Origin of the sequence: Nesterenkonia xinjiangensis, assembly GCF_013410745.1 — a bacterium.
Lineage (GTDB): Bacteria > Actinomycetota > Actinomycetes > Actinomycetales > Micrococcaceae > Nesterenkonia > Nesterenkonia xinjiangensis.
This window is the reverse complement of record NZ_JACCFY010000001.1, coordinates 2,134,533-2,152,451: the sequence shown is the minus strand read 5'-3', so window position 1 is coordinate 2,152,451 and position 17,919 is coordinate 2,134,533. Positions and strand designations below refer to the sequence as shown.

Annotated in this window: 15 protein-coding genes; 5 read left to right on the top strand and 10 right to left on the bottom strand. The window is 68.3% G+C overall.

Annotated features, from left to right (window positions below):
- Positions 1-184: 184 nt before the first annotated feature.
- Entirely contained in the window at positions 185-1,156 is a 972-nt protein-coding gene (locus HNR09_RS09755; RefSeq protein WP_179541860.1) for a TetR/AcrR family transcriptional regulator, read from the bottom strand.
- 246 nt (positions 1,157-1,402) lie between these two features.
- Between HNR09_RS09755 and trmB the strand changes: the two genes are divergently transcribed.
- The 4 genes from trmB (at position 1,403) to HNR09_RS09735 (ending at position 7,796) form a co-directional block, all read left to right on the top strand.
- On the top strand, positions 1,403-2,272 hold the full coding sequence (gene trmB / locus HNR09_RS09750) for a tRNA (guanosine(46)-N7)-methyltransferase TrmB (RefSeq protein ID WP_343047508.1): 870 nt from the start codon (positions 1,403-1,405) through the stop codon (positions 2,270-2,272).
- Between the two features lie 111 nt (positions 2,273-2,383).
- Positions 2,384-4,540: a BCCT family transporter gene (locus HNR09_RS09745; RefSeq protein WP_179541859.1), complete on the top strand. Its 2,157-nt coding sequence runs from the start codon at positions 2,384-2,386 to the stop codon at positions 4,538-4,540.
- Between the two features lie 223 nt (positions 4,541-4,763).
- Positions 4,764-6,473: an AbgT family transporter gene (locus HNR09_RS09740; protein WP_179541858.1), complete on the top strand. Its 1,710-nt coding sequence runs from the start codon at positions 4,764-4,766 to the stop codon at positions 6,471-6,473.
- A gap of 84 nt (positions 6,474-6,557) precedes the next feature.
- Positions 6,558-7,796, top strand: coding sequence for a M20 family metallopeptidase (locus tag HNR09_RS09735; protein WP_179541857.1), 1,239 nt, complete (start codon positions 6,558-6,560; stop codon positions 7,794-7,796).
- Positions 7,797-7,859: 63 nt separating this feature from the next.
- On the opposite strand, the gene HNR09_RS09730 is transcribed toward HNR09_RS09735, so the two are convergent.
- The 5 genes from HNR09_RS09730 to HNR09_RS09710 all read right to left on the bottom strand — a co-directional run bounded on the left by HNR09_RS09730 (position 7,860) and on the right by HNR09_RS09710 (position 13,954).
- On the bottom strand, positions 7,860-8,288 hold the full coding sequence (locus HNR09_RS09730; RefSeq protein WP_179541856.1) for a heat shock protein transcriptional repressor HspR: 429 nt from the start codon (positions 8,286-8,288) through the stop codon (positions 7,860-7,862).
- A 125-nt stretch (positions 8,289-8,413) separates the two neighbouring features.
- On the bottom strand, positions 8,414-9,364 hold the full coding sequence (locus HNR09_RS09725) for a DnaJ C-terminal domain-containing protein (protein WP_179541855.1): 951 nt from the start codon (positions 9,362-9,364) through the stop codon (positions 8,414-8,416).
- Between the two features lie 171 nt (positions 9,365-9,535).
- Positions 9,536-10,270, bottom strand: a complete 735-nt coding sequence (locus HNR09_RS09720; protein WP_179541854.1) for a nucleotide exchange factor GrpE — start codon at positions 10,268-10,270, stop codon at positions 9,536-9,538.
- A gap of 13 nt (positions 10,271-10,283) precedes the next feature.
- On the bottom strand, positions 10,284-12,143 hold the full coding sequence (gene dnaK / locus HNR09_RS09715) for a molecular chaperone DnaK (RefSeq protein ID WP_179541853.1): 1,860 nt from the start codon (positions 12,141-12,143) through the stop codon (positions 10,284-10,286).
- A 320-nt stretch (positions 12,144-12,463) separates the two neighbouring features.
- A complete protein-coding gene (locus HNR09_RS09710) occupies positions 12,464-13,954 on the bottom strand; it encodes an NAD-dependent succinate-semialdehyde dehydrogenase (RefSeq protein WP_218881915.1) in 1,491 nt (496 codons plus the stop codon).
- A gap of 171 nt (positions 13,955-14,125) precedes the next feature.
- On the opposite strand from HNR09_RS09710, the gene HNR09_RS09705 reads away from it, so the two are divergent.
- On the top strand, positions 14,126-15,388 hold the full coding sequence (locus HNR09_RS09705; RefSeq protein WP_179541852.1) for an aminotransferase class III-fold pyridoxal phosphate-dependent enzyme: 1,263 nt from the start codon (positions 14,126-14,128) through the stop codon (positions 15,386-15,388).
- 173 nt (positions 15,389-15,561) lie between these two features.
- On the opposite strand, the gene HNR09_RS09700 is transcribed toward HNR09_RS09705, so the two are convergent.
- From HNR09_RS09700 to HNR09_RS09685, 4 genes are read right to left on the bottom strand one after another with little or no spacing between them, the layout of a single operon-like run.
- Positions 15,562-16,323 (bottom strand): ABC transporter permease, encoded by a 762-nt coding sequence (locus HNR09_RS09700; protein ID WP_179541851.1) that lies wholly within the window; start codon positions 16,321-16,323, stop codon positions 15,562-15,564.
- Positions 16,320-17,120, bottom strand: coding sequence for an ABC transporter ATP-binding protein (locus HNR09_RS09695; RefSeq protein WP_179541850.1), 801 nt, complete (start codon positions 17,118-17,120; stop codon positions 16,320-16,322). The genes HNR09_RS09700 and HNR09_RS09695 overlap by 4 nt, the downstream gene beginning before the upstream one ends.
- The gene (locus HNR09_RS09690) at positions 17,117-17,503 is read right to left on the bottom strand and encodes a DUF1048 domain-containing protein (RefSeq protein WP_179541849.1); all 387 of its coding nucleotides are present in this window, start codon (positions 17,501-17,503) and stop codon (positions 17,117-17,119) included. Before HNR09_RS09690 ends, HNR09_RS09695 begins: the two co-directional genes overlap by 4 nt.
- Before the next feature lie 2 nt (positions 17,504-17,505).
- A complete protein-coding gene (locus HNR09_RS09685) occupies positions 17,506-17,835 on the bottom strand; it encodes a helix-turn-helix transcriptional regulator (protein WP_179543128.1) in 330 nt (109 codons plus the stop codon).
- Positions 17,836-17,919 lie beyond the last annotated feature (84 nt).

The window sequence follows — 17,919 nt, the reverse complement described above, 5'->3', positions numbered from 1 at the left end:
CTCCTTCTCGGGGGGGGGGTGGTCGGGTGCAGACGGATGACCCACCGTCGAGTGGGGGATTCATGGCGGCTGAGAGCCGGATCTGGGACTTTGGCCGTCAGGGATTCCCCCACTCGACGTCAGGACTGCAGATGCGGTCGGGTCGGGGACGGCGGCCTCAGCCGGGGTGTCGTCCTCCGGCCGCTCACGCCTCGACGGCGGGCGGCGAACCCTGCGAGGAGGGCACGGGGCGCTCGATCGGCAGGTCCTCACCGGGCAGGTCCACATCAGGCAGGTCCTCACCGGGCAGGTCCACGTCGGGCTGGAGGATCCGACGTCGCAGATGCTCCCGAAGGCGCCGCTCCATGTCCTCCTCGGAGAGCACACCGGTCAGCACCTGCACGCCCAGGCCGTCCACGAACGCGGTGAGCTCTCCGGTGAGGTCCTCGCTGGGGCCCGGTTGGAATGTCCCTGCGCGCTGGCCTGCATCGATGGCGCTGCGGACGGTCTCGGACCAGCGGCGGTAGATCTCCACGTACTCCTCGTCCCGGCCGCCAGCCAACGCCACCCGGTTCCAGGACTGCAGCCAGATGGACCAGTCGAGCCGACCGGCCTCTCCATGGGGCGACTGCATCTCCAACAGCCTCCATAGCCGCTCCACCGGATCCTGGACGCCGGTGAGCCGAGCGACCTGCCGGTCATAGGCGAGCTTCACCGAATGACTCAGGGCCATCGCGAAGAGATCCGGCTTGGCCGGGAAGTAGTAGTGCACCGTAGCGCTGGAGACTCCGGCCGCCGCCGCGATGTCGCTGACGCGGACGGCCTCGAAGCCCGTCCGGGCGAAGAGCCGCCACGCGGACTCGATGATCTCCAGACGGCGGCGAGCCTGCTCCGGGGTCGAGGGCGAGGCTCCGCTCGGGTCAGTCTCCGGCGGAGCCACCGAAACCGGCGCCTCTCCCGGCCCCTGCTCGAGCAGCTCGCCGACAGGCACACCGGTGACACGTGCCAGGGTGACGAACTCGTCGTCGGTGAAACGACGCTGCCCGGACAGCGACTTGGAGAGCTTCGTCTCGTCCATCCCCATCTCGGCGGCCACCTGGCGCTGAGAGCGCCCGCTGGCGCGGATGGCAGCGCGCACCCGATCCGTAGAGGGGCGGCCCGTCGTCGTCCTGGACATGGCGATCAGCGTACTGAGCCCCAGCACGGAATCGCAAGTCACCTGACTTTTGATCAGAACTTGCGATATGCTCACCCTCGGTGCCCCGTGGTGACCCCTGTCTGAACCCGGTCCGCGGCCCGCAGACCCCTGAGCCGGCGGGCAGTATTCCGTTACGATGACGTGTCGTCGCCATGCCGCAGGACCAGCGGGCAGAACCATGGCCCCAGCGGCAGCACCCGCACCCGACCAGAGAGCCAGAGATCCGTGTCCCCTGAGAGTCAGCAGCCCGAGCAGACCCCCGCCCGGAGCCATATGCGCCACCCGCTGTCCTTCGTACGTCGCAGCAACCGGCTGACGCCGCGCCGCCAGCGCGCCTGGGACGCCGCCCTGGGCCAGGAGCTCCTGGACATCCCCCAGGGCCAGCGGGACACTGCCGTCGCCGACGACTTCCGCATCGACTGGAAGACCGAGTTCGGCCGGGATGCCGAGCTGATCGTGGAGATCGGCACCGGCTCGGGAGAGGCTGTCGCCCACGCCGCCGCCCAGCACCCCGAGAAGAACTTCCTGGCCGTGGAGGTCTACCGGCCCGGCGTCGCCCAGCTGGTCAGCCGCCTGCGCCGCGAGGGCCTGCGCAACGTGCGGGTGGCCAACGTCGACGCCACCGAGGTCCTGGACAAGCTCCTCCCGGAGGACTCTGTCGCTGAGCTGTGGGTCTTCTTCCCGGACCCGTGGCACAAGAAGAAGCACAACAAGCGCCGCCTCGTCCAAGACTCCTTCGTGGAGAAGATCGCCCATGTGCTGCCCGACGGCGGGATCTGGAGGCTGGCCACCGACTGGTCGGGCTACGCCGTGCAGATGCGGGACACCATCTCCGCCTCGCGCGCCTTCACCAACGCTCACGCCGGCCAGCGCGTCGGTCAGGAGTCTCCGCTGACGGCTGTGCGCCTCGAGGATCTCGACGCGCGGAGCATGGGCAAGACCCCGCAACCGCTGCCGCTGGACGAGGCCGTCGACGACGTCGGCGGCTGGGCGCCACGCTTCGAGGGGCGCATCCAGACCGATTTCGAGACCAAGGCGCTGAAAGCAGGCCGGAAGATCTTCGACCTGACCTTCGTACGAACTCCACGCACATGAGCCTGCCCCTCCCGCGACACCAAGACCTGACAGGTGACGGGGCGGGGTGCGCGACTACGAGATTCTGCCCGATGAGAGAACCGTCCCCGAGACACCAGAGGTGTGATCAGCATGGCTGACTCTCAGCCACCCCACCATCGCCCAGACGAGGGCTCCCGCCGAGACGAGGGCCGCGACCCCGAGCATGGGGCCCATGAGGCCCAGCAGGAGTCACCGGACAGCACAGCTGCGGCCCACCCCCGACGCTCCCCCGTGGAGAAGACCGCCGCGGCCGCAGGCAAGGCCGGGACCGCCACGCGGCGGGCCGGCACAGCCCTGAAGCGGCTCAACGTGTATTCCCAAGGCGAGTACCCGCACAACATCCACCCAGCGCTGGTCCCCGGCCTCGGAATCGACGAGCAGCGGCGGCGCTACTCCGTGGACCGAGTCGTCTTCCTGCTGGCAGGACTGCTGACGGTGGCCTTCGTGATCTGGGGAGTCTCCAACCCGGAGAACGTCGCCGAGGTCGCCGGAGCGACCTTCACCTGGACGATGGAGAACCTCGGGTGGCTGTTCAACGTGGTCGCCATCGTGGTGCTGATCTTCCTGCTGTGCCTGGCGTTCTCCAAGTACGGGCGGATCCCGCTGGGGCGGGACGGGGAGAAGCCCGAGTTCTCCACGTTCTCCTGGACCTCGATGCTCTTCGCGGCGGGTATCGGCATCGGAGTGCTGTTCTTCGGCCCTTCCGAGCCGCTGACCTACTTCCACTCTCCGGCCCCGCTGACCGCCGAGGCCGAGTCCACAGAGGCCCTGCACTCTGCGATGGCGCAGACCTACTTCCACTGGGGTGTACACGCCTGGGCGATGTACGCCCTGGTCGGCGGGGCGGTGGCCTATGCCGCCTACCGTCGCGGACGGGTCCCGCTGATGTCCTCGATCTTCCGGAACCTCTTCGGCCAGCGGCAGACCGAGGGCTTCGCGGGCAAACTGATCGACATCTTCGCGATCATCGCCACCCTCTTCGGCACCGCAGCCTCACTGGGCATCGCGGCGATGCAGATCGGTCAGGGCTGGACGATCGTCTCCGGCAACGAGGTCACCAACACGCTGCTGATCGTCGTCATCGCCATCCTGACGGTCGGCTTCGTGGTCTCCGCCGTCTCCGGAGTCGCCCGCGGCATCCGCTATCTGTCGAACATCAACATCGTGCTGACGATCGGCATCATCTCGCTGGTGTTCCTCCTCGGCCCGACCCTGTTCCTGCTGAACCTGGTGCCCTCCTCCTTCGTGGAGTACGTGGGCTCGCTGTTCGAGATGATGGGCCGGTCCTCCTCCTGGGGTCAGGAGACCATGGACTTCCAGTCCGCATGGACGGTCTTCTACTGGGCCTGGTGGATCTCCTGGTCCCCGTTCGTCGGAGTCTTCATCGCCCGCATCTCCCGCGGCCGCACCATTCGCCAGTTCGTCCTCGGCGTCATCCTCATCCCCAGCTCGCTGCTGTTCGTGGCCTACGGCGTGATGGGCGGCACCTCCATCTGGATGTACCGCGAGGGCCTCGAGGGCTTCAACGACGAGATGCCCGCCGCCGAGGTGCTGTTCACCATCATCAGCCATCTGCCCTACGTGGAGTGGCTGCCCGCGGTGATCATGGTGGTGCTGGCGATCTTCTTCATCACCTCCGCCGACTCCGCCTCCGTGGTCATGGGCATCTTCTCCACGCGCGGTGATCTCAACCCCCGCAAATCGGTGGTGGTCTTCTGGGGGCTCGTGATGACCGGCGTCGCCGTCGTCATGCTGCTCACCGGTGGAGACACCGCGCTGCAGGGACTGCAGAACCTGGTCACGGTGACCGCAGTGCCCTTCGCGGTGATCATGCTGCTGATCATGGTGGCCTGGCTGCGCGATGTGCGCACCGACCCGCGGGCGCTGCGCACCAAATACGCGGAGAAGGCCCTGCGCGACGCCGTCATCGATGGTGTGGACCGGTACGGCGACGACTTCAGCCTGCAGGTGGCGCCCACCGAGCCGGGACTCGGAGCCGGAGCCGGAGTGGACTCGGAGGACGACATCTATACCGAGTGGTACCAGCGCACCGATGAGAACGGCGAACCCGTCGGCTACGACTTCACCACCGGAACGTGGGAGGACGGCTGGACCCCGGAGGGCGACGAGGACTGGCACGGTGACGCCGGGGCCTACACCCCGGCGACCACCCTGGCCACCTCCTCGCTGCCGATCGTCCCCGCCGCGGAGAACGACGCCGAGGCGGAGGAGACGCCGCCGCGCTGATCCCCGACGCCGGCTCGACCTCCTCACTCCATCGAGTGGGGGATCTGGGTCCGCTGCCTCGCCCCATCGGGCCGACAGCGGCCACAGATCCCCCACTCGATGTGCATCCGGAGATGCCCAGACGTCTTCCCCCGGCTCCCGGAGGTGGCTAGACTGACGCGATCTGCAAGGTCTCGACACCTCAAGAGCCCTGGCATCCGGGCGAGGTCGGAAGGAACGCGCCATGGCCGAACGCACCACCTCCACGACGAGCCGGCGATCACGGCGGGACAACGAGAACCCTGGCCTCCTGGTCCGGCTCCTCCGGTGGATCGAGCGGATCGGCAACCTGCTTCCCCATCCGTTCTGGCTGTTCATCATCCTCGCCGTGGTCGTCGTCCTCCTCTCCGCAGTGCTGGAGGCACTCGGCGTCGGGGCGGACAACCCTGCCGACGGCCAGCACATCGCGGTGCAGAGCCTGCTCACCTCGGAGGGCTTCCAGCGCATGGTCACCGATGCGGTGGAGAACTTCGTGACCTTCCCGCCGCTGGGGCTGATCATCACCGTGATGCTTGGGGTGGCCGTGGCCGAAGGCTCCGGGCTCATCAGCGCGGCGATCCGAGTGGTCGTCTCGCGGGTCTCCCGGGGCTGGCTGACCTTCACGGTCGCCCTGGCCGGCGTCACCGGCTCAGTGGCCTCGGACGCCATCTACGTCATCCTCATCCCGCTGGCCGCCGCGGCGTTCAAGGCCAGTGGGCGCTCGGCGGTGCTGGGCGCCGTCGTCGCCTTCGGAGCGGCTTCGGCCGGCTACAACGCCTCCCTGCTCATCACTGCCAGCGATCCCCTGCTGGCAGGCATCTCCACCTCGGCGGCCCAGCTGATCGATGCCGATTACGTGGTCTCCCCGGTGGCCAACTACTTCTTCTCCGCCGCCTCCGCAGTGATCCTGGCACTGGTGGTCACCCTGGTCACCGAGCTGCTGCTGGTGCGGATGACCGAGCGGATGAAGCACGAGGAGGACGCTTCGGGCGGAGCGGCCACGGCGGTGCTCGCCGCCGGCCGTGACGTCGATGTCGAGCGTAACGACCAGGCCGGCGCGCACCTCGACCCTGACCGTCCCGGCGAGCAGCCGTCGTCCCCCACCACTGACGACGGCCAGGCCGCTCCGATCTCGGACCACAGCTCACTGCTGACCTACAGTCGCCGAGAGGTCTCCGCACTGCAGGCCTCGCTGCTGGCCCTGGCGGGGTTCCTCGCGGTGTACTTCACCTTCCTGCTCGTGCCGGGCTCGCCGTTCAGCGCGGAGACGGGGGACGTGCTCGATTCACCCCTGCTCACCGACATCGCCGTGCCGATCGCCCTGGCCTTCCTGGCCGTCGGCATCACCTACGGCATCAAGGCCGGCACCATCACCCGGCCCCGCGACATCCCGGAGCTGATGGCCCGATCCGTCAAGGAGCTCTCCGGGGTGGTGGTGCTCTTCTTCGCCGCCGCCCAGTTCATCGCCTATTTCGGGTGGTCGAACATCGGCATGGTGCTGGCCATCGAGGGGGCCCACCTCCTCGAGCGACTCGACCTGCCGGTGCTCGTGATGTTCGCCGGCGTCGTCCTGCTGGTGGCGCTGTTCAATCTGACCATCACCTCCGGCTCCGCGCAGTACACCCTCATGGCCCCGGTGCTGGTGCCGATGCTCATGCTCGTGGGCATCTCTCCGGAGGTCACCCAGATGCTGTTCCGGATGGGCGACTCCCCCACCAACATCATCTCCCCGATGAGCCCCTACTTCGCTCTGGTGCTGGGATACCTGCAGCGCTACTACCCGCGCGCCGGCATCGGCACCCTGGTTTCGCTGACCCTTCCCCTCTCCGTGGCCCTGCTGTGCGCGTGGTTCCTGTTCTTCGTGCTCTGGTGGACGGTGGGCATCCCTCTGGGTCCCGGCGTGCCCGTGAGATGACATGGGCATCCCTCCCTGGCGGGATGAGACGATCAGCCAGGACAGCAGATCCGGACAGAGAGGACCCCGTTGGAGAACCGCCCCATGACATCCACCTCGTCCGCGGGCCCCGCCGACGCACAGCCCACGGTCCCCCTGCAGGCGCTGCGCCAGCATGCAGCCGCCCACCACGACGAGTTCCTGGAGGACCTGCAGCGGATCGTGCACTGCGAGACCCCCAGCCACGACAAGGCGCTGCTCGATGCCGGCCTCGAGGAGATCCGCACCCTGGCGGCCGAACGCCTCGGCGAACCGGTCGCAGAGACCCGCATCCCTGGGGGCGTCCACGGCGATGTCCTGGATCTGCGCTGGCCCGGACAGGGCCACGACGGCGGCACAGTCGACGATCCGGCCGCAGCGGTGCTCTCGGTCTGTCACTATGACACCGTCTGGCCCGCCGGCACGCTCGCCGGCTGGCCGCTGACCGCCGACGGGGACCGGCTCACCGGCCCGGGCGTGCTGGACATGAAGTTCGGGATCGTGCAGACCCTCTGGGCTCTGCGCGCACTGCGTGAGCTGGGCGTCCCGCACCCTCCGGTGCGGCTGCTGCTCACCGGCGATGAGGAGATCGGCTCTGCGGCGGGGCGACCGGCCATCGAGGCCGCGGCGCGCGAATCGGCCCTGACCCTGGTGCCGGAACCCAGCGCCGGCGGCCAGCCGAAGGACCGCCGCAAAGGCATGGTCTTCGCCGATCTCACCGTCCACGGGGTGCAGGCCCACGCGGGTCTGGAACCGGAGAAGGGCGCCAGCGCGATCCACGCCCTGGCCGCGGTGGTCCCCGCCATCGTCGGACTGGCCGCACCGGAGGAAGGCACCACGGTCACCGTGGGCACCTTCCACGGCGGGACCAGCCGCAACGTCATCGCCGGGCGGGCGGAGTGCCAGGTGGATGTGCGGGTGACCGACCCTGCCGAGCAGGAACGGGTGGCCGGTGCCCTGCGCGGGCTGCGACTGCCGGCTCCCTACGACGCCGAGGACCGGCTGGACCTGGTGGTCGAGGTCGATGCCAACAGACCGCCGATGAACCCGACGCCGGCCTCGCAGGACGCCATGGCCCGGCTCGGACGTCTCGCCGCCGCCCTGGGGCGCACGATCGTTCCGGCGGCAGTGGGCGGCGCCTCGGATGCGAACTTCGTCTCCGCCCTCGGCCTGCCGGTGCTCGACGGTCTGGGCGCGGTCGGGGAAGGGCCCCACGCGATCCACGAGCACATCCTGCTCTCGGAGATCGCACCGCAGACCGCGCTTCTGGCCGGGCTGCTGGCCGACGTCGCACAGCGTCCCTGACACCGGGCCACGCCTCGCCACCGCCCGGTGTCCCGCCCTGCCCATCGGAGACGGGCAGCCGGCTCACCGGCGGCGGGGGTCCCAGAGCACCAGAGCCTGGGTGCTCGACCGGGCGCGCCGCCCGCGTGCCACGGTGACGACGTCTCCACCGGGTCCCACGGCGAAGACCCGAGGCTTGGTGGAGTGCCGCTCGGCCTCGCGCAGCTCGTAGCGCAGCGCGTCGACTGTCTCCTCCAGCTCCAGCACACGGTTCTGCAGCTCGATGATCCGCCGGATCCCCTCCAGCGAGACGCCCTCCTGGGAGAGCTGCTGGATCTGCCGGAGCTGCTCAACGTCGTAGGGCGAGTACCGCCGGTGCCGACCGCCCTGTCGGCGAGGCGTCACGAGCCCGATGCGGTCGTACTGGCGCAGCGTCTGAGGGTGCATGTCCGCCAGCTCCGCGGCCACCGAGATGACGAACAGGGGTGCGTGACGATGCTCGACCTCGATCATCCGAGGGTCTTCGCCCCCGATCTGGGGCCGGCGTCTCCTGACCACTGCTGGTCACCTCCTGGCTCCCGTCCCGGCAGCCCGGGATCAGGCCTGTGTCATGCCTCCATCATCGCGCATCCGCCGTCTCACAATGCGGCGCGGGCCTCCAGATCTTCGCGGGGGTCGACGTCGCGGGTCGCCTCCGCGTAGGCCTTCACGGCCTCCACGGCCTCCTCCGGAAGATCCTTGGGCACCTGCACGTCGACGACGACGAGCATGTCGCCCTGGCTGGACTTCCGGCGCACCCCATGGCCTTTGAGCCGCAGTGTGCGCCCTGACGTCGTCCCGGCCGGGATCTTGATGCGCACCTTCTCTCCGTGGACGGTGGGGACCTGCACCGTGGTGCCGAGCACCGCCTCGTCGAAGGAGGTGGGCAGGTGGATGCGGATGTCGTCACCGTCACGCTCGAAGAACCGGTGCGGCGAGATGGACACCTCCACCAGCAGGTCACCGGCGCCGCCGGGACTCGGCTGGCCCTTGCCCTTCACCCGGACCTTCTGGCCCTCCTTCACCCCGGCGGGGATGCGCACGTCGATGACGTTGCCGTCGGGTTCGCGCAGTCCCACAGTGGTGCCGCGGACGGCTCCGGCGAAGGAGATGGTGGTCTTCGCGGTACGGTCGGCACCCTTGGCGGGCGCGCCGCCGCCGAACCGTCCGCCCATCCCGCCGAAGATGTCCGAGAAGTCGGGCCCGCTGCGGCCCCGGCCGAAGCCTCCGCCGTCTCCGAAGAGCCCGCCGAAGATGTCCTCGAAGCCGGATGCCCCGCCAGCACCTCCTGGCGCACCGGAGAAGCGGGCGCCCGAGCCCATCGCGCGGATGGCGTCGTACTGTTCGCGCTGCTCCTTGTCAGAGAGCACGGTGTTGGCCTCGGAGACGTCCTTGAACTTCTGCTCGGCCGCCTCATCACCGGGGTTCTTGTCCGGGTGGTAGGTGCGGGCAAGCTTGCGGTACGCCTTCTTGATCTCTTCCTCAGAGGCGTCCTTGGAGACGCCGAGGATGGCGTAGAAGTCCTTGTTGATCCAGTCCTGCGAGGCCACGGCGCCTCCCTCCCTGCTTCATCTGTGCGGTCCTGCCGCCCGAAGGGGCGGGGTCTGCGCTGCTGTCCTGTCTGTGGCGCCGGGTGCCGGCGTCGTCCTGATGCGGACGACGCCGGCGCCCGCCCGGGACGCGGGGCGGCTCTCCGGGAGCCGTCCCGCGTCAGGCCTGGCTCACTCAGCCGGGCCGGTGGAGACCATCACCTGCGCGGCGCGCAGCACACGGTCGCCGTGGCGGTAGCCCGCCCGCAGCACGGCGGCCACGTGGTCCGCCGGGATCTCCGGGTGCGGCTGCTGCATCAGGGCCTCGTGGACCGAGGGGTCGAAGGGCACAGCCTCCTCATCGATCCGTTCCAGACCCTGCTGCTCCAGCAGTGACTCCAGCTTCGCCGCGATCGCCGCGAACGGACCGTCCACCAGATCACCGGCCTGACGGGCGGCGTGGATGTCATCCAGCACCGGAGTCAGGGAAGTGATGACTTGGCCGACGGTGCGGGTGCGCTCCACACTCCGGTCCCGCTCCACACGGCGCCGGTAGTTCACGTACTCCGCCTGGAGACGCTGCAGGTCGGCCTGCAGCTCGGCCTCGCGGTCGCCCGCAGAAGCCGCTTCCAGCGGGACCTCCTGCAGCTCCGGCTCCTCGAGCACCTCGCCGTCGACTCCCTCAGCACTCTCACCCGGCAGGTCCCGAAGGATCTGCTCAGCCTGGGCGAGGGGGTCCCGCACGGGGTCGGCCGGCGTCGCGGCGGAGGCTGCAGCAGCCCCTTCCTCGACGCCGGTCTCGCCCTCGGCGTGGCGTGGCCGACCCGTCTCCGGGTCGATCCGACGCTTGTCGGTGAAGCGGATCGGCTCCTCGGACTCCGGACGGTCAGCGCCGTCCGGGCCCGGGTTCTGGTCCTGCTCTGCCATCAGGGATGACCTCTCACTTCTTCTCGTCGGCGTCCTCGTCGACCACCTCGGCGTCGACGATGTCCTCGTCCTCACCGGAGGCGTCGCCTGCGGGCGCGCCGTCGGCGGCCGCGTCAGCACCGGCCTGCGAGTACAGCGCCTCGCCGAGCTTGGTCTGCGAAGCCTGCAGCTTCTCGAACGCGGCCTTGATCTCGTCGTCGTTGTCCTGACCCTCCAGGGCCTTCTTCAGGGCGTCGACGTCGGCCTGGACCTCGTCCTTGACCTCGGCGGGGAGCTTGTCCTCGTTGTCCTTGATCAGCTTGTCCACCGAGTAGGCGGTGGTCTCGGCGGCGTTGCGCTGCTCGGCGGCCTCGCGGCGCTTCTTGTCCTCCTCCGCGTGGGTCTCGGCGTCGGCGACCATGCGGTCGATGTCTTCCTTGTCCAGGGAGGTGCCACCGGTGATGGTCATGGACTGCTCAGTGCCGGTGCCCTTGTCCTTGGCGGAGACATGGACGATGCCGTTGGCGTCGATGTCGAAGGTGACCTCGATCTGCGGGACACCCCGCGGAGCCGGGGCGATCCCAGTCAGTTCGAAGGTGCCCAGCGCCTTGTTGTCCCGGGTGAACTCACGCTCGCCCTGGAAGACCTGCACCGCCACGGAGGGCTGGTTGTCCTCCGCGGTGGAGAAGACCTCGGACCGCTTGGTCGGGATCGCGGTGTTGCGCTCGATCAGCTTGGTCATCACTCCGCCCTTGGTCTCGATGCCCAGGGAGAGCGGAGTGACGTCGATCAGCAGCACGTCCTTGCGCTCACCGGCGAGCACACCGGCCTGCAGAGCGGCGCCCACGGCGACGACCTCGTCCGGGTTCACGCCCTTGTTGGCGTCCTTGCCGGAGAGCTCCTTGACCAGGTCGGCCACGGCCGGCATGCGGGTGGAGCCGCCGACGAGGATCACGTGGTCGATCTCGGAGACCTTGACGCCGGCCTCGGTGATGACGTCCTGGAACGGCTTCTTGGTGCGGTCCAGCAGGTCAGCGGTCAGGTCCTGGAACTTGGCGCGGGACAGCGTCTCGTTGACGTGCACCGGACCGTTCTCGGTCATGGCGGCGTACTGCAGGTTGATGTCAGTGGAGGTCGCCGAGGACAGCTCCTTCTTCGCCTGCTCGGCGGCGTCCTTCAGACGCGGCACGGCGATCTTGTCCTTGGAGAGGTCAACACCCTCCTTGTTCTTGACCTGCTGGACCAGCCAGTCGATGATGCGCTGGTCCCAGTCGTCGCCGCCGAGGCGGTTGTCACCGGCGGTGGAGCGCACCTGGATGGTGGAGAAGTCGTCCTCATCCTTGCCCACCTCGAGCAGCGAGACGTCGAACGTGCCGCCTCCGAGGTCGAAGACGAGGATGAGCTCGTCCTCCTTGCCCTTGTCCAGCCCGTACGCCAGGGCGGCGGCTGTCGGCTCGTTGACGATGCGAGAGACCTTCAGACCGGCGATCTCACCGGCCTCCTTGGTGGCCTGACGCTCGGCGTCGTTGAAGTAGGCGGGCACGGTGATGACGGCTTCGGTGACGTCCTCGCCCAAGTAGGACTCGGCGTCGTGCTTGAGCTTCATCAGCGTGCGGGCGGAGATCTCCTGCGGCGTGTAGGTCTTGCCGCCGATCTCCTTCTTCCAGTCAGTGCCCATGTGGCGCTTGACCGAAGCGATGGTGCGGTCCGGGTTGTTGACGGCCTGGCGGCGGGCGATCTCTCCGACCAGGACCTCGTCATCCTTGGAGAAGGCGACGACGGACGGCGTGGTGCGAGCACCCTCGGCGTTGGCGATCACAGTGGGTTCGCCGCCTTCGAGGACGGTGACGACGGAGTTGGTGGTTCCGAGGTCGATGCCGACTGCACGTGACATGTGGGGGACTCCCTTCGGTGGACGTTCTCGCTCCGGGGGTGGAGCGCAGGTCTGCTTGAGTGAACCAGGCTCAAGTCTCCACCTCGGCTGCCGAGGTGTCAAACTGACTTGAGTCAAGTCGACTCAACTTTGCATGCTGTGTCCAACGGAGAGGTCCGTCGATTCATTCCCGACTCATTCCCGACGCCCGCGCATTCTCACCCGTGCCCGCCCCAGACACACGTCGAGTGGGGGATTCACTGCCGCTATCGGCCACATTCGGCGCGATAGCGGCAGTGAATCCCCCACTCGATGTGCAGACAGTGTGGGCGCTCCGGACGTCAGTCCATCGCGATCCCGATGAGCTTGGTCTCGAGGAACTCGTCGATGCCGGTGGGGCCGCCCTCGCGCCCCAGCCCTGACTCCTTGACTCCACCGAAGGGAGCCGCCGGGTTGGAGACCACGCCCTGGTTGAGGCCGACCATGCCGGACTCCACCGCCTCCGCCACGCGCAGCCCGCGACGCAGAGACTCCGTGTAGACGTAGTTGACCAGCCCGTACTCGGTGGCGTTGACCGCGGCCACCGCCTCCTCCTCCGTGTCGAATGGAGTCAGCGGCGCCACCGGCCCGAAGATCTCCTCGTCGCGCATCCGGGCGGAGGCCGGGACGTCGGCCAGCACGGTGGGCGCGTAGAAGAACCCGCCGCCGTCGAGCACCTTGCCTCCGGTGAGCACACGCGCACCGCCTGAGATCGCATCCTGGACCAGCTCGGCGACCTTGTCCCGCTGGTTCACGTCGATCAGCGGCCCGACCTTCACCCCGTCGTCGACGCCGCGGCCGACCGTCATCTCGGACATCCGCTCGGCGAGCCGGCGGCCGAACTCCTCGATCACGCTGCGGTGCACGAAGATCCGGTTGGCCGCCGTGCAGGCCTCCCCGGAATTGCGCATCTTGGCCAGCATGGCGCCGTCGACGGCCTTCTCCAGGTCGGCGTCCTCGAAGACCACGAAGGCCGCGTTGCCGCCGAGCTCCATGGAGGTGCGCAGCACCTTGCCCGCACACTGCTCCAGCAGCCTCCGGCCCACCTCGGTGGAGCCGGTGAAGGAGAGCTTGCGCGCGATCCCGGACCGGATCAGCGGCTCCATGACCTTCCCGGAGGTGGAGGTGGCCAGGATGTTCACGCTGCCGGCGGGGGCGCCGGCCTCGGCGAGGATGTCCCCCAGCGCCAGCATGGACAGCGGGGTCTGGGCGGCCGGCTTGGTCACCGAGGTGCAGCCTGCCGCGAGCGCGGGCCCGATCTTCCGGGCGCCCATGGCCAGCGGGAAGTTCCAGGGGGTGATGAGGATGGAGGGCCCCACCGGCTGACGGGTCACCAGGAAGCGGGAGCCTCCGGTGGGGGCGGTCTGGTAGCCGCCGTCGATGCGGGTGGCCTCCTCGGCGAAGTGCCGGAAGAACTCGGCCGCATAGCGGACCTCCCCCTTGGCCTCGGCCAGGGGCTTGCCCATCTCCAGGGTCATCAGCAGGGCGAGGTCGTCGACGCGCTCGTGCATGAGCTCGAAGGCCCGCATCAGGATGTCGGCCCGCTTGCGCGGCGGCAGCGCGGCCAGGTCCGGCTGGGCGCGTTCGGCAGCCTTCAGCGCGTCCCAGCCGTCCTCGACGGAAGCATCGGCGACCGCGCACAGCACCTCCCCGGTGGATGGATCGACGACGTCGAGGGTGCGACTGCCGCGGGCATCGACCCACTGGCCGTCGATGAAGAGCTGCTTCGGGGCCTGGGCGACGACGTCGGCCTCACGGCTGGGTGTCACGGTCTCAGTGGTGCTGCCTGTCATCTGGACTCCTTCTGACGCTTGTTCTCACGGCGTGGTGCTCACGATACGCCCGCCATGCACGGCCGGTCACGGGTGCGACGACACCGGTCCCGGCGGCGGGCTGACATTCTGCGCTCCCCCAAGTAGCCTAGGCCACGAACGGATTGTCAACAATCAGAATGAGGTGCACCGGTGGCGACTCTCTCCCCCCTCCTGAAGCAGGCGACCCCCGTGGTCGCCACGCACGGCCAAGGCGTGAACCTGTACGACACCGAGGGCCGGCGGCATCTGGACTTCACCGCGGGCATCGGGGTGACCAGCACCGGCCACTGCCATCCGAAGGTGGTCGAGGCCGCGCAGGCCCAGGTCGGGAAGCTCATCCACGGCCAGTACACGACGATCATGCACGAACCGCTGCAGCGTCTCACCGAGCGGCTCGGCGACGTGCTGCCGGCGGGACTCGACTCGCTGTTCTTCTCCAACTCCGGCTCCGAGGCCGCCGAGGCCGCTCTGCGCCTGGCCAGGCAGGCCACGGGACGGCCGAACATCGTGGTGTTCCAGGGCGGATTCCACGGACGCACCGTCGCCGCGGCCTCGCTGACCACCTCTGGCACCAAGTTCAAGACCGGCTTCGCCCCGCTGATGCCCGGCGTGGTCGTCGCGCCCTTCCCGAACCCCCGGCACTACCGCGCCTACGGCTTCGACGCGGAGCAGGCCACCGACTTCGCACTCCGCGAACTGGACCTGGTCCTGCAGACCCAGTCGGCACCGGCGGACACCGCGGCGTTCCTGGTGGAGCCGGTGCTGGGCGAAGGCGGATACGTGCCCGGCAACCGCCGCTTCTTCGAAGGGCTGCGCCAGCGGGCTGACGAGCATGGGATCCTGCTGATCCTCGACGAGGTGCAGACCGGCTTCGGAAGGACCGGTGAATTCTGGGGACTCGACCACTTCGGGGTCTCACCGGACATCATGATGTTCGCCAAGGGGATCGCTTCGGGTTTTCCGATCTCGGGCATCGCGGCCTCCGAGGAGGTCATGTCCAAGGCCCGGCCGGGCTCCCAGGGTGGCACCTACGGGGCCAACGCGGTGGCGTGCGCCGCGGCGCTGGCCACCCTGGAGGTCATCCAGGAGGAGGACCTGGTGCACAACGCAGCCGCACGCGGAGACCAGCTTCGTGCCGGACTGGAACGGGTCGGCGGACAGCATGCACAGGTGGCAGGGGTGACCGGACTCGGCCTGATGCTGGCGGTGGAGTTCGTCGACGCCGACGGCGAACCGGACGGCGCGACGTCGGCGGCTGTCCAGCAGGAGGCGGCCAAGCGGGGCCTGCTGCTGCTGAACAACGGCATGTATGGGCAGAACGTGCGGTTCATCCCGGCGCTGGTGGTCAGCGAGACCGAGGTGGACGAGGCGCTGGAGCTCTGGGAGGAGACCCTGGCCGCCGTGCTCGACTGAGGCACCGCACCCTGAACCCACGCACGTCGCTCGTGGCCGACCTCGTCCGACGGGGCCGACCACGAGCGACGTGCATCTCACCTCCCCACGGCGGGCGTGGCCCTGGGAGCGGCTGTGGCCGCCGCCTCCCACCGGCTGTGCGGCTCATGCGCGGAGCCCGCCGACCTCACCGATCACGAGACCCGGCGGCGATAGATGCTCGCTGCGACGACGCAGCCGACAGCCGCCACCCCGACGCACCAGGCCAGCGCGACCCAGACCTCAAGACCCACAGGCGTCCCACCCAGCAGGTGCCGAAGCGTGTCCACGATCGGGGTGACAGGCTGGTTCTCGGCGAAGAGCCTCACCGGAGCGGGCATGGAGTCGGTCGGCACGAAGGCTGAGCTGAGGAAGGGCAGAAAGATCAGCGGGTAGGAGAACGCGCTGGCGCCGTCCACGGTCTTGGCCGACAGCCCGGCGATGACCGCCAGCCAGGTCAGCGCGAGGGTGAACACCACCAGGAGCCCGGCGACCGCCAGCCATGCCAGTACGCCGGCGCCGGAGCGGAAGCCCATCAGCAGCGCCACACCGATCACGATGACCAGCGAGACTGTGTTGGACACCAGAGACGTGAGCACGTGTGCCCACAGAACGCTGGAACGAGCGATCGGCAACGAGCTGAATCTCTCGAAGATGCCACCCTGCAGATCCAGAAAAAGCCGGTATGCGGTGTAGGCGATGCCTGAGGCCACGGTGATCAGCAGGACCCCTGGGAGCAGGTAGTTCACGTAGTCGTCAGCGCCAGCGTCGATCGCGCCGCCGAAGACGTAGACGAAGAGCAGCAGGAAGGCGATGGGCATGATCGCCGTGGTGATGATCGTGTCAGGACTGCGCCCTATGTGGCGCAGGGAGCGTCCCAAGAGGGTACGGGTCTCGCTGAGGGCCTGGGTGCTCATGAGCTGTCCTCTGCCGTCGCCCGTGTCCGCGGCTCTTCTCTGGTGATGGACAGAAAGATCTCCTCCAGGCTCGGCTGCTTCTCCACGTACTCCACCTCAGCGGGAGGCAGCAGATCCTTGAGCTCGGCGAGGGTGCCGTCGGCGATGATCCGGCCCTCATGCAGGATGGCGATCCGGTCGGCGAGCTGCTCGACTTCGTCGAGGTACTGCGTCGTGAGCAGAATGGTGGTGCCGCCGCGGGCCAGCTCTGTGATGGAATCCCACACATCAAGCCGAGACTGCGGGTCCAGGCCCGTGGTGGGTTCATCGAGGAAGATGACCTCGGGGTCGCCGATCAGGCTCATGGCGATGTCCAGCCGCCGGCGCATGCCGCCGGAATAGGTGGAGGCTCTGCGTCCGCCCGCATCAGTGAGGGAGAATCTCTCCAGCAGCACATCGGCGATGGCGCCGGAGTTCGTCAGGTGCCGCAGGCGGGCCACCAGGATGAGATTCTCCCGACCGGTGAGCACCTCATCCACGGCCGCGAATTGACCGGTGAGACTGATGGATGCCCGCACTCTTCCAGGGTCCTGCGCGACGTCGAAGCCGTTGACCCGCGCAGCGCCGGAATCTGCCGTCAACAACGTGGACAGGATGCGCACCGTGGTGGTCTTGCCTGCACCGTTGGAGCCCAGGAGGCCGAAGATGCTTCCGGGCGCCACGGCGAATTCCACCCCTTGGAGCACCTCATGATCTTTGTAGGCCTTTCTCAGGTCACGGACGTCGACAGCGGGCTCGGGGAGCGTCGTCGTGGTCATGACGTGTTCCCTTGGTTCTCGATGCGAACGGCCTCGTCGATGGACTTCTTGAGGCGGTCCTTCTCCTTGTTGATCCACTGGCTGTCGGTGTAGTTGGCCAGGAACTCTTCGGCGAAGTCCACCGGGTCCTCGCCGAAGACCTCAGCGACGGACGTGCCGTCGGCCGCGGCGCGTTCCATGAGCTCGGTGAGATCTTCGAGCATCTGCAGCAGCTCCTCACCGTTGCTGATCCCACCCCGGTGCAGGAGGTAGCGCTGGATCGCTTCCTGGGCCTGGCGGTAGCTCGCCGGCAGCTGCTTCACGCGGGCCTGCTGCTGCTTGTACTGCCTCTTCTGCTCGAGCGAGCCGATCAGCCACTCGAACCACTTCTTTCTCTCGACCATGTCTATTTCCCTTCCTCACGGAGCTGCTCGATGCGTTCGGCCAGGAACGTCCAGTTCCTCCAGAACTCATCGAGGTGCTGCCGACCCTGATCGTTGAGCGTGTACACCTTGCGCGGCGGGCCCTTCTCCGAGGGGGTCCTCTCCACATCCACCAGCTGCCGCTTCTCCAGCCGGACCAGCAGGGCGTAGATGGTGCCTTCGGCGATGTCGGCGAACCCCTGGTCGCGCAGCCACGCGGTGATCTCGTAGCCGTAGGCGGGGCGGCCGGCCAGGATGGCCAGCACGATGCCCTCCAACGTGCCCTTGAGCATCTCGGTCACCTGTCTGCCCACCATGTCTCCCCACTACTCAGTGACACTGATTACTGGTACATAGTAACACTGAGTACCAGTGATGCAAGAGGGTGAGACGATCCG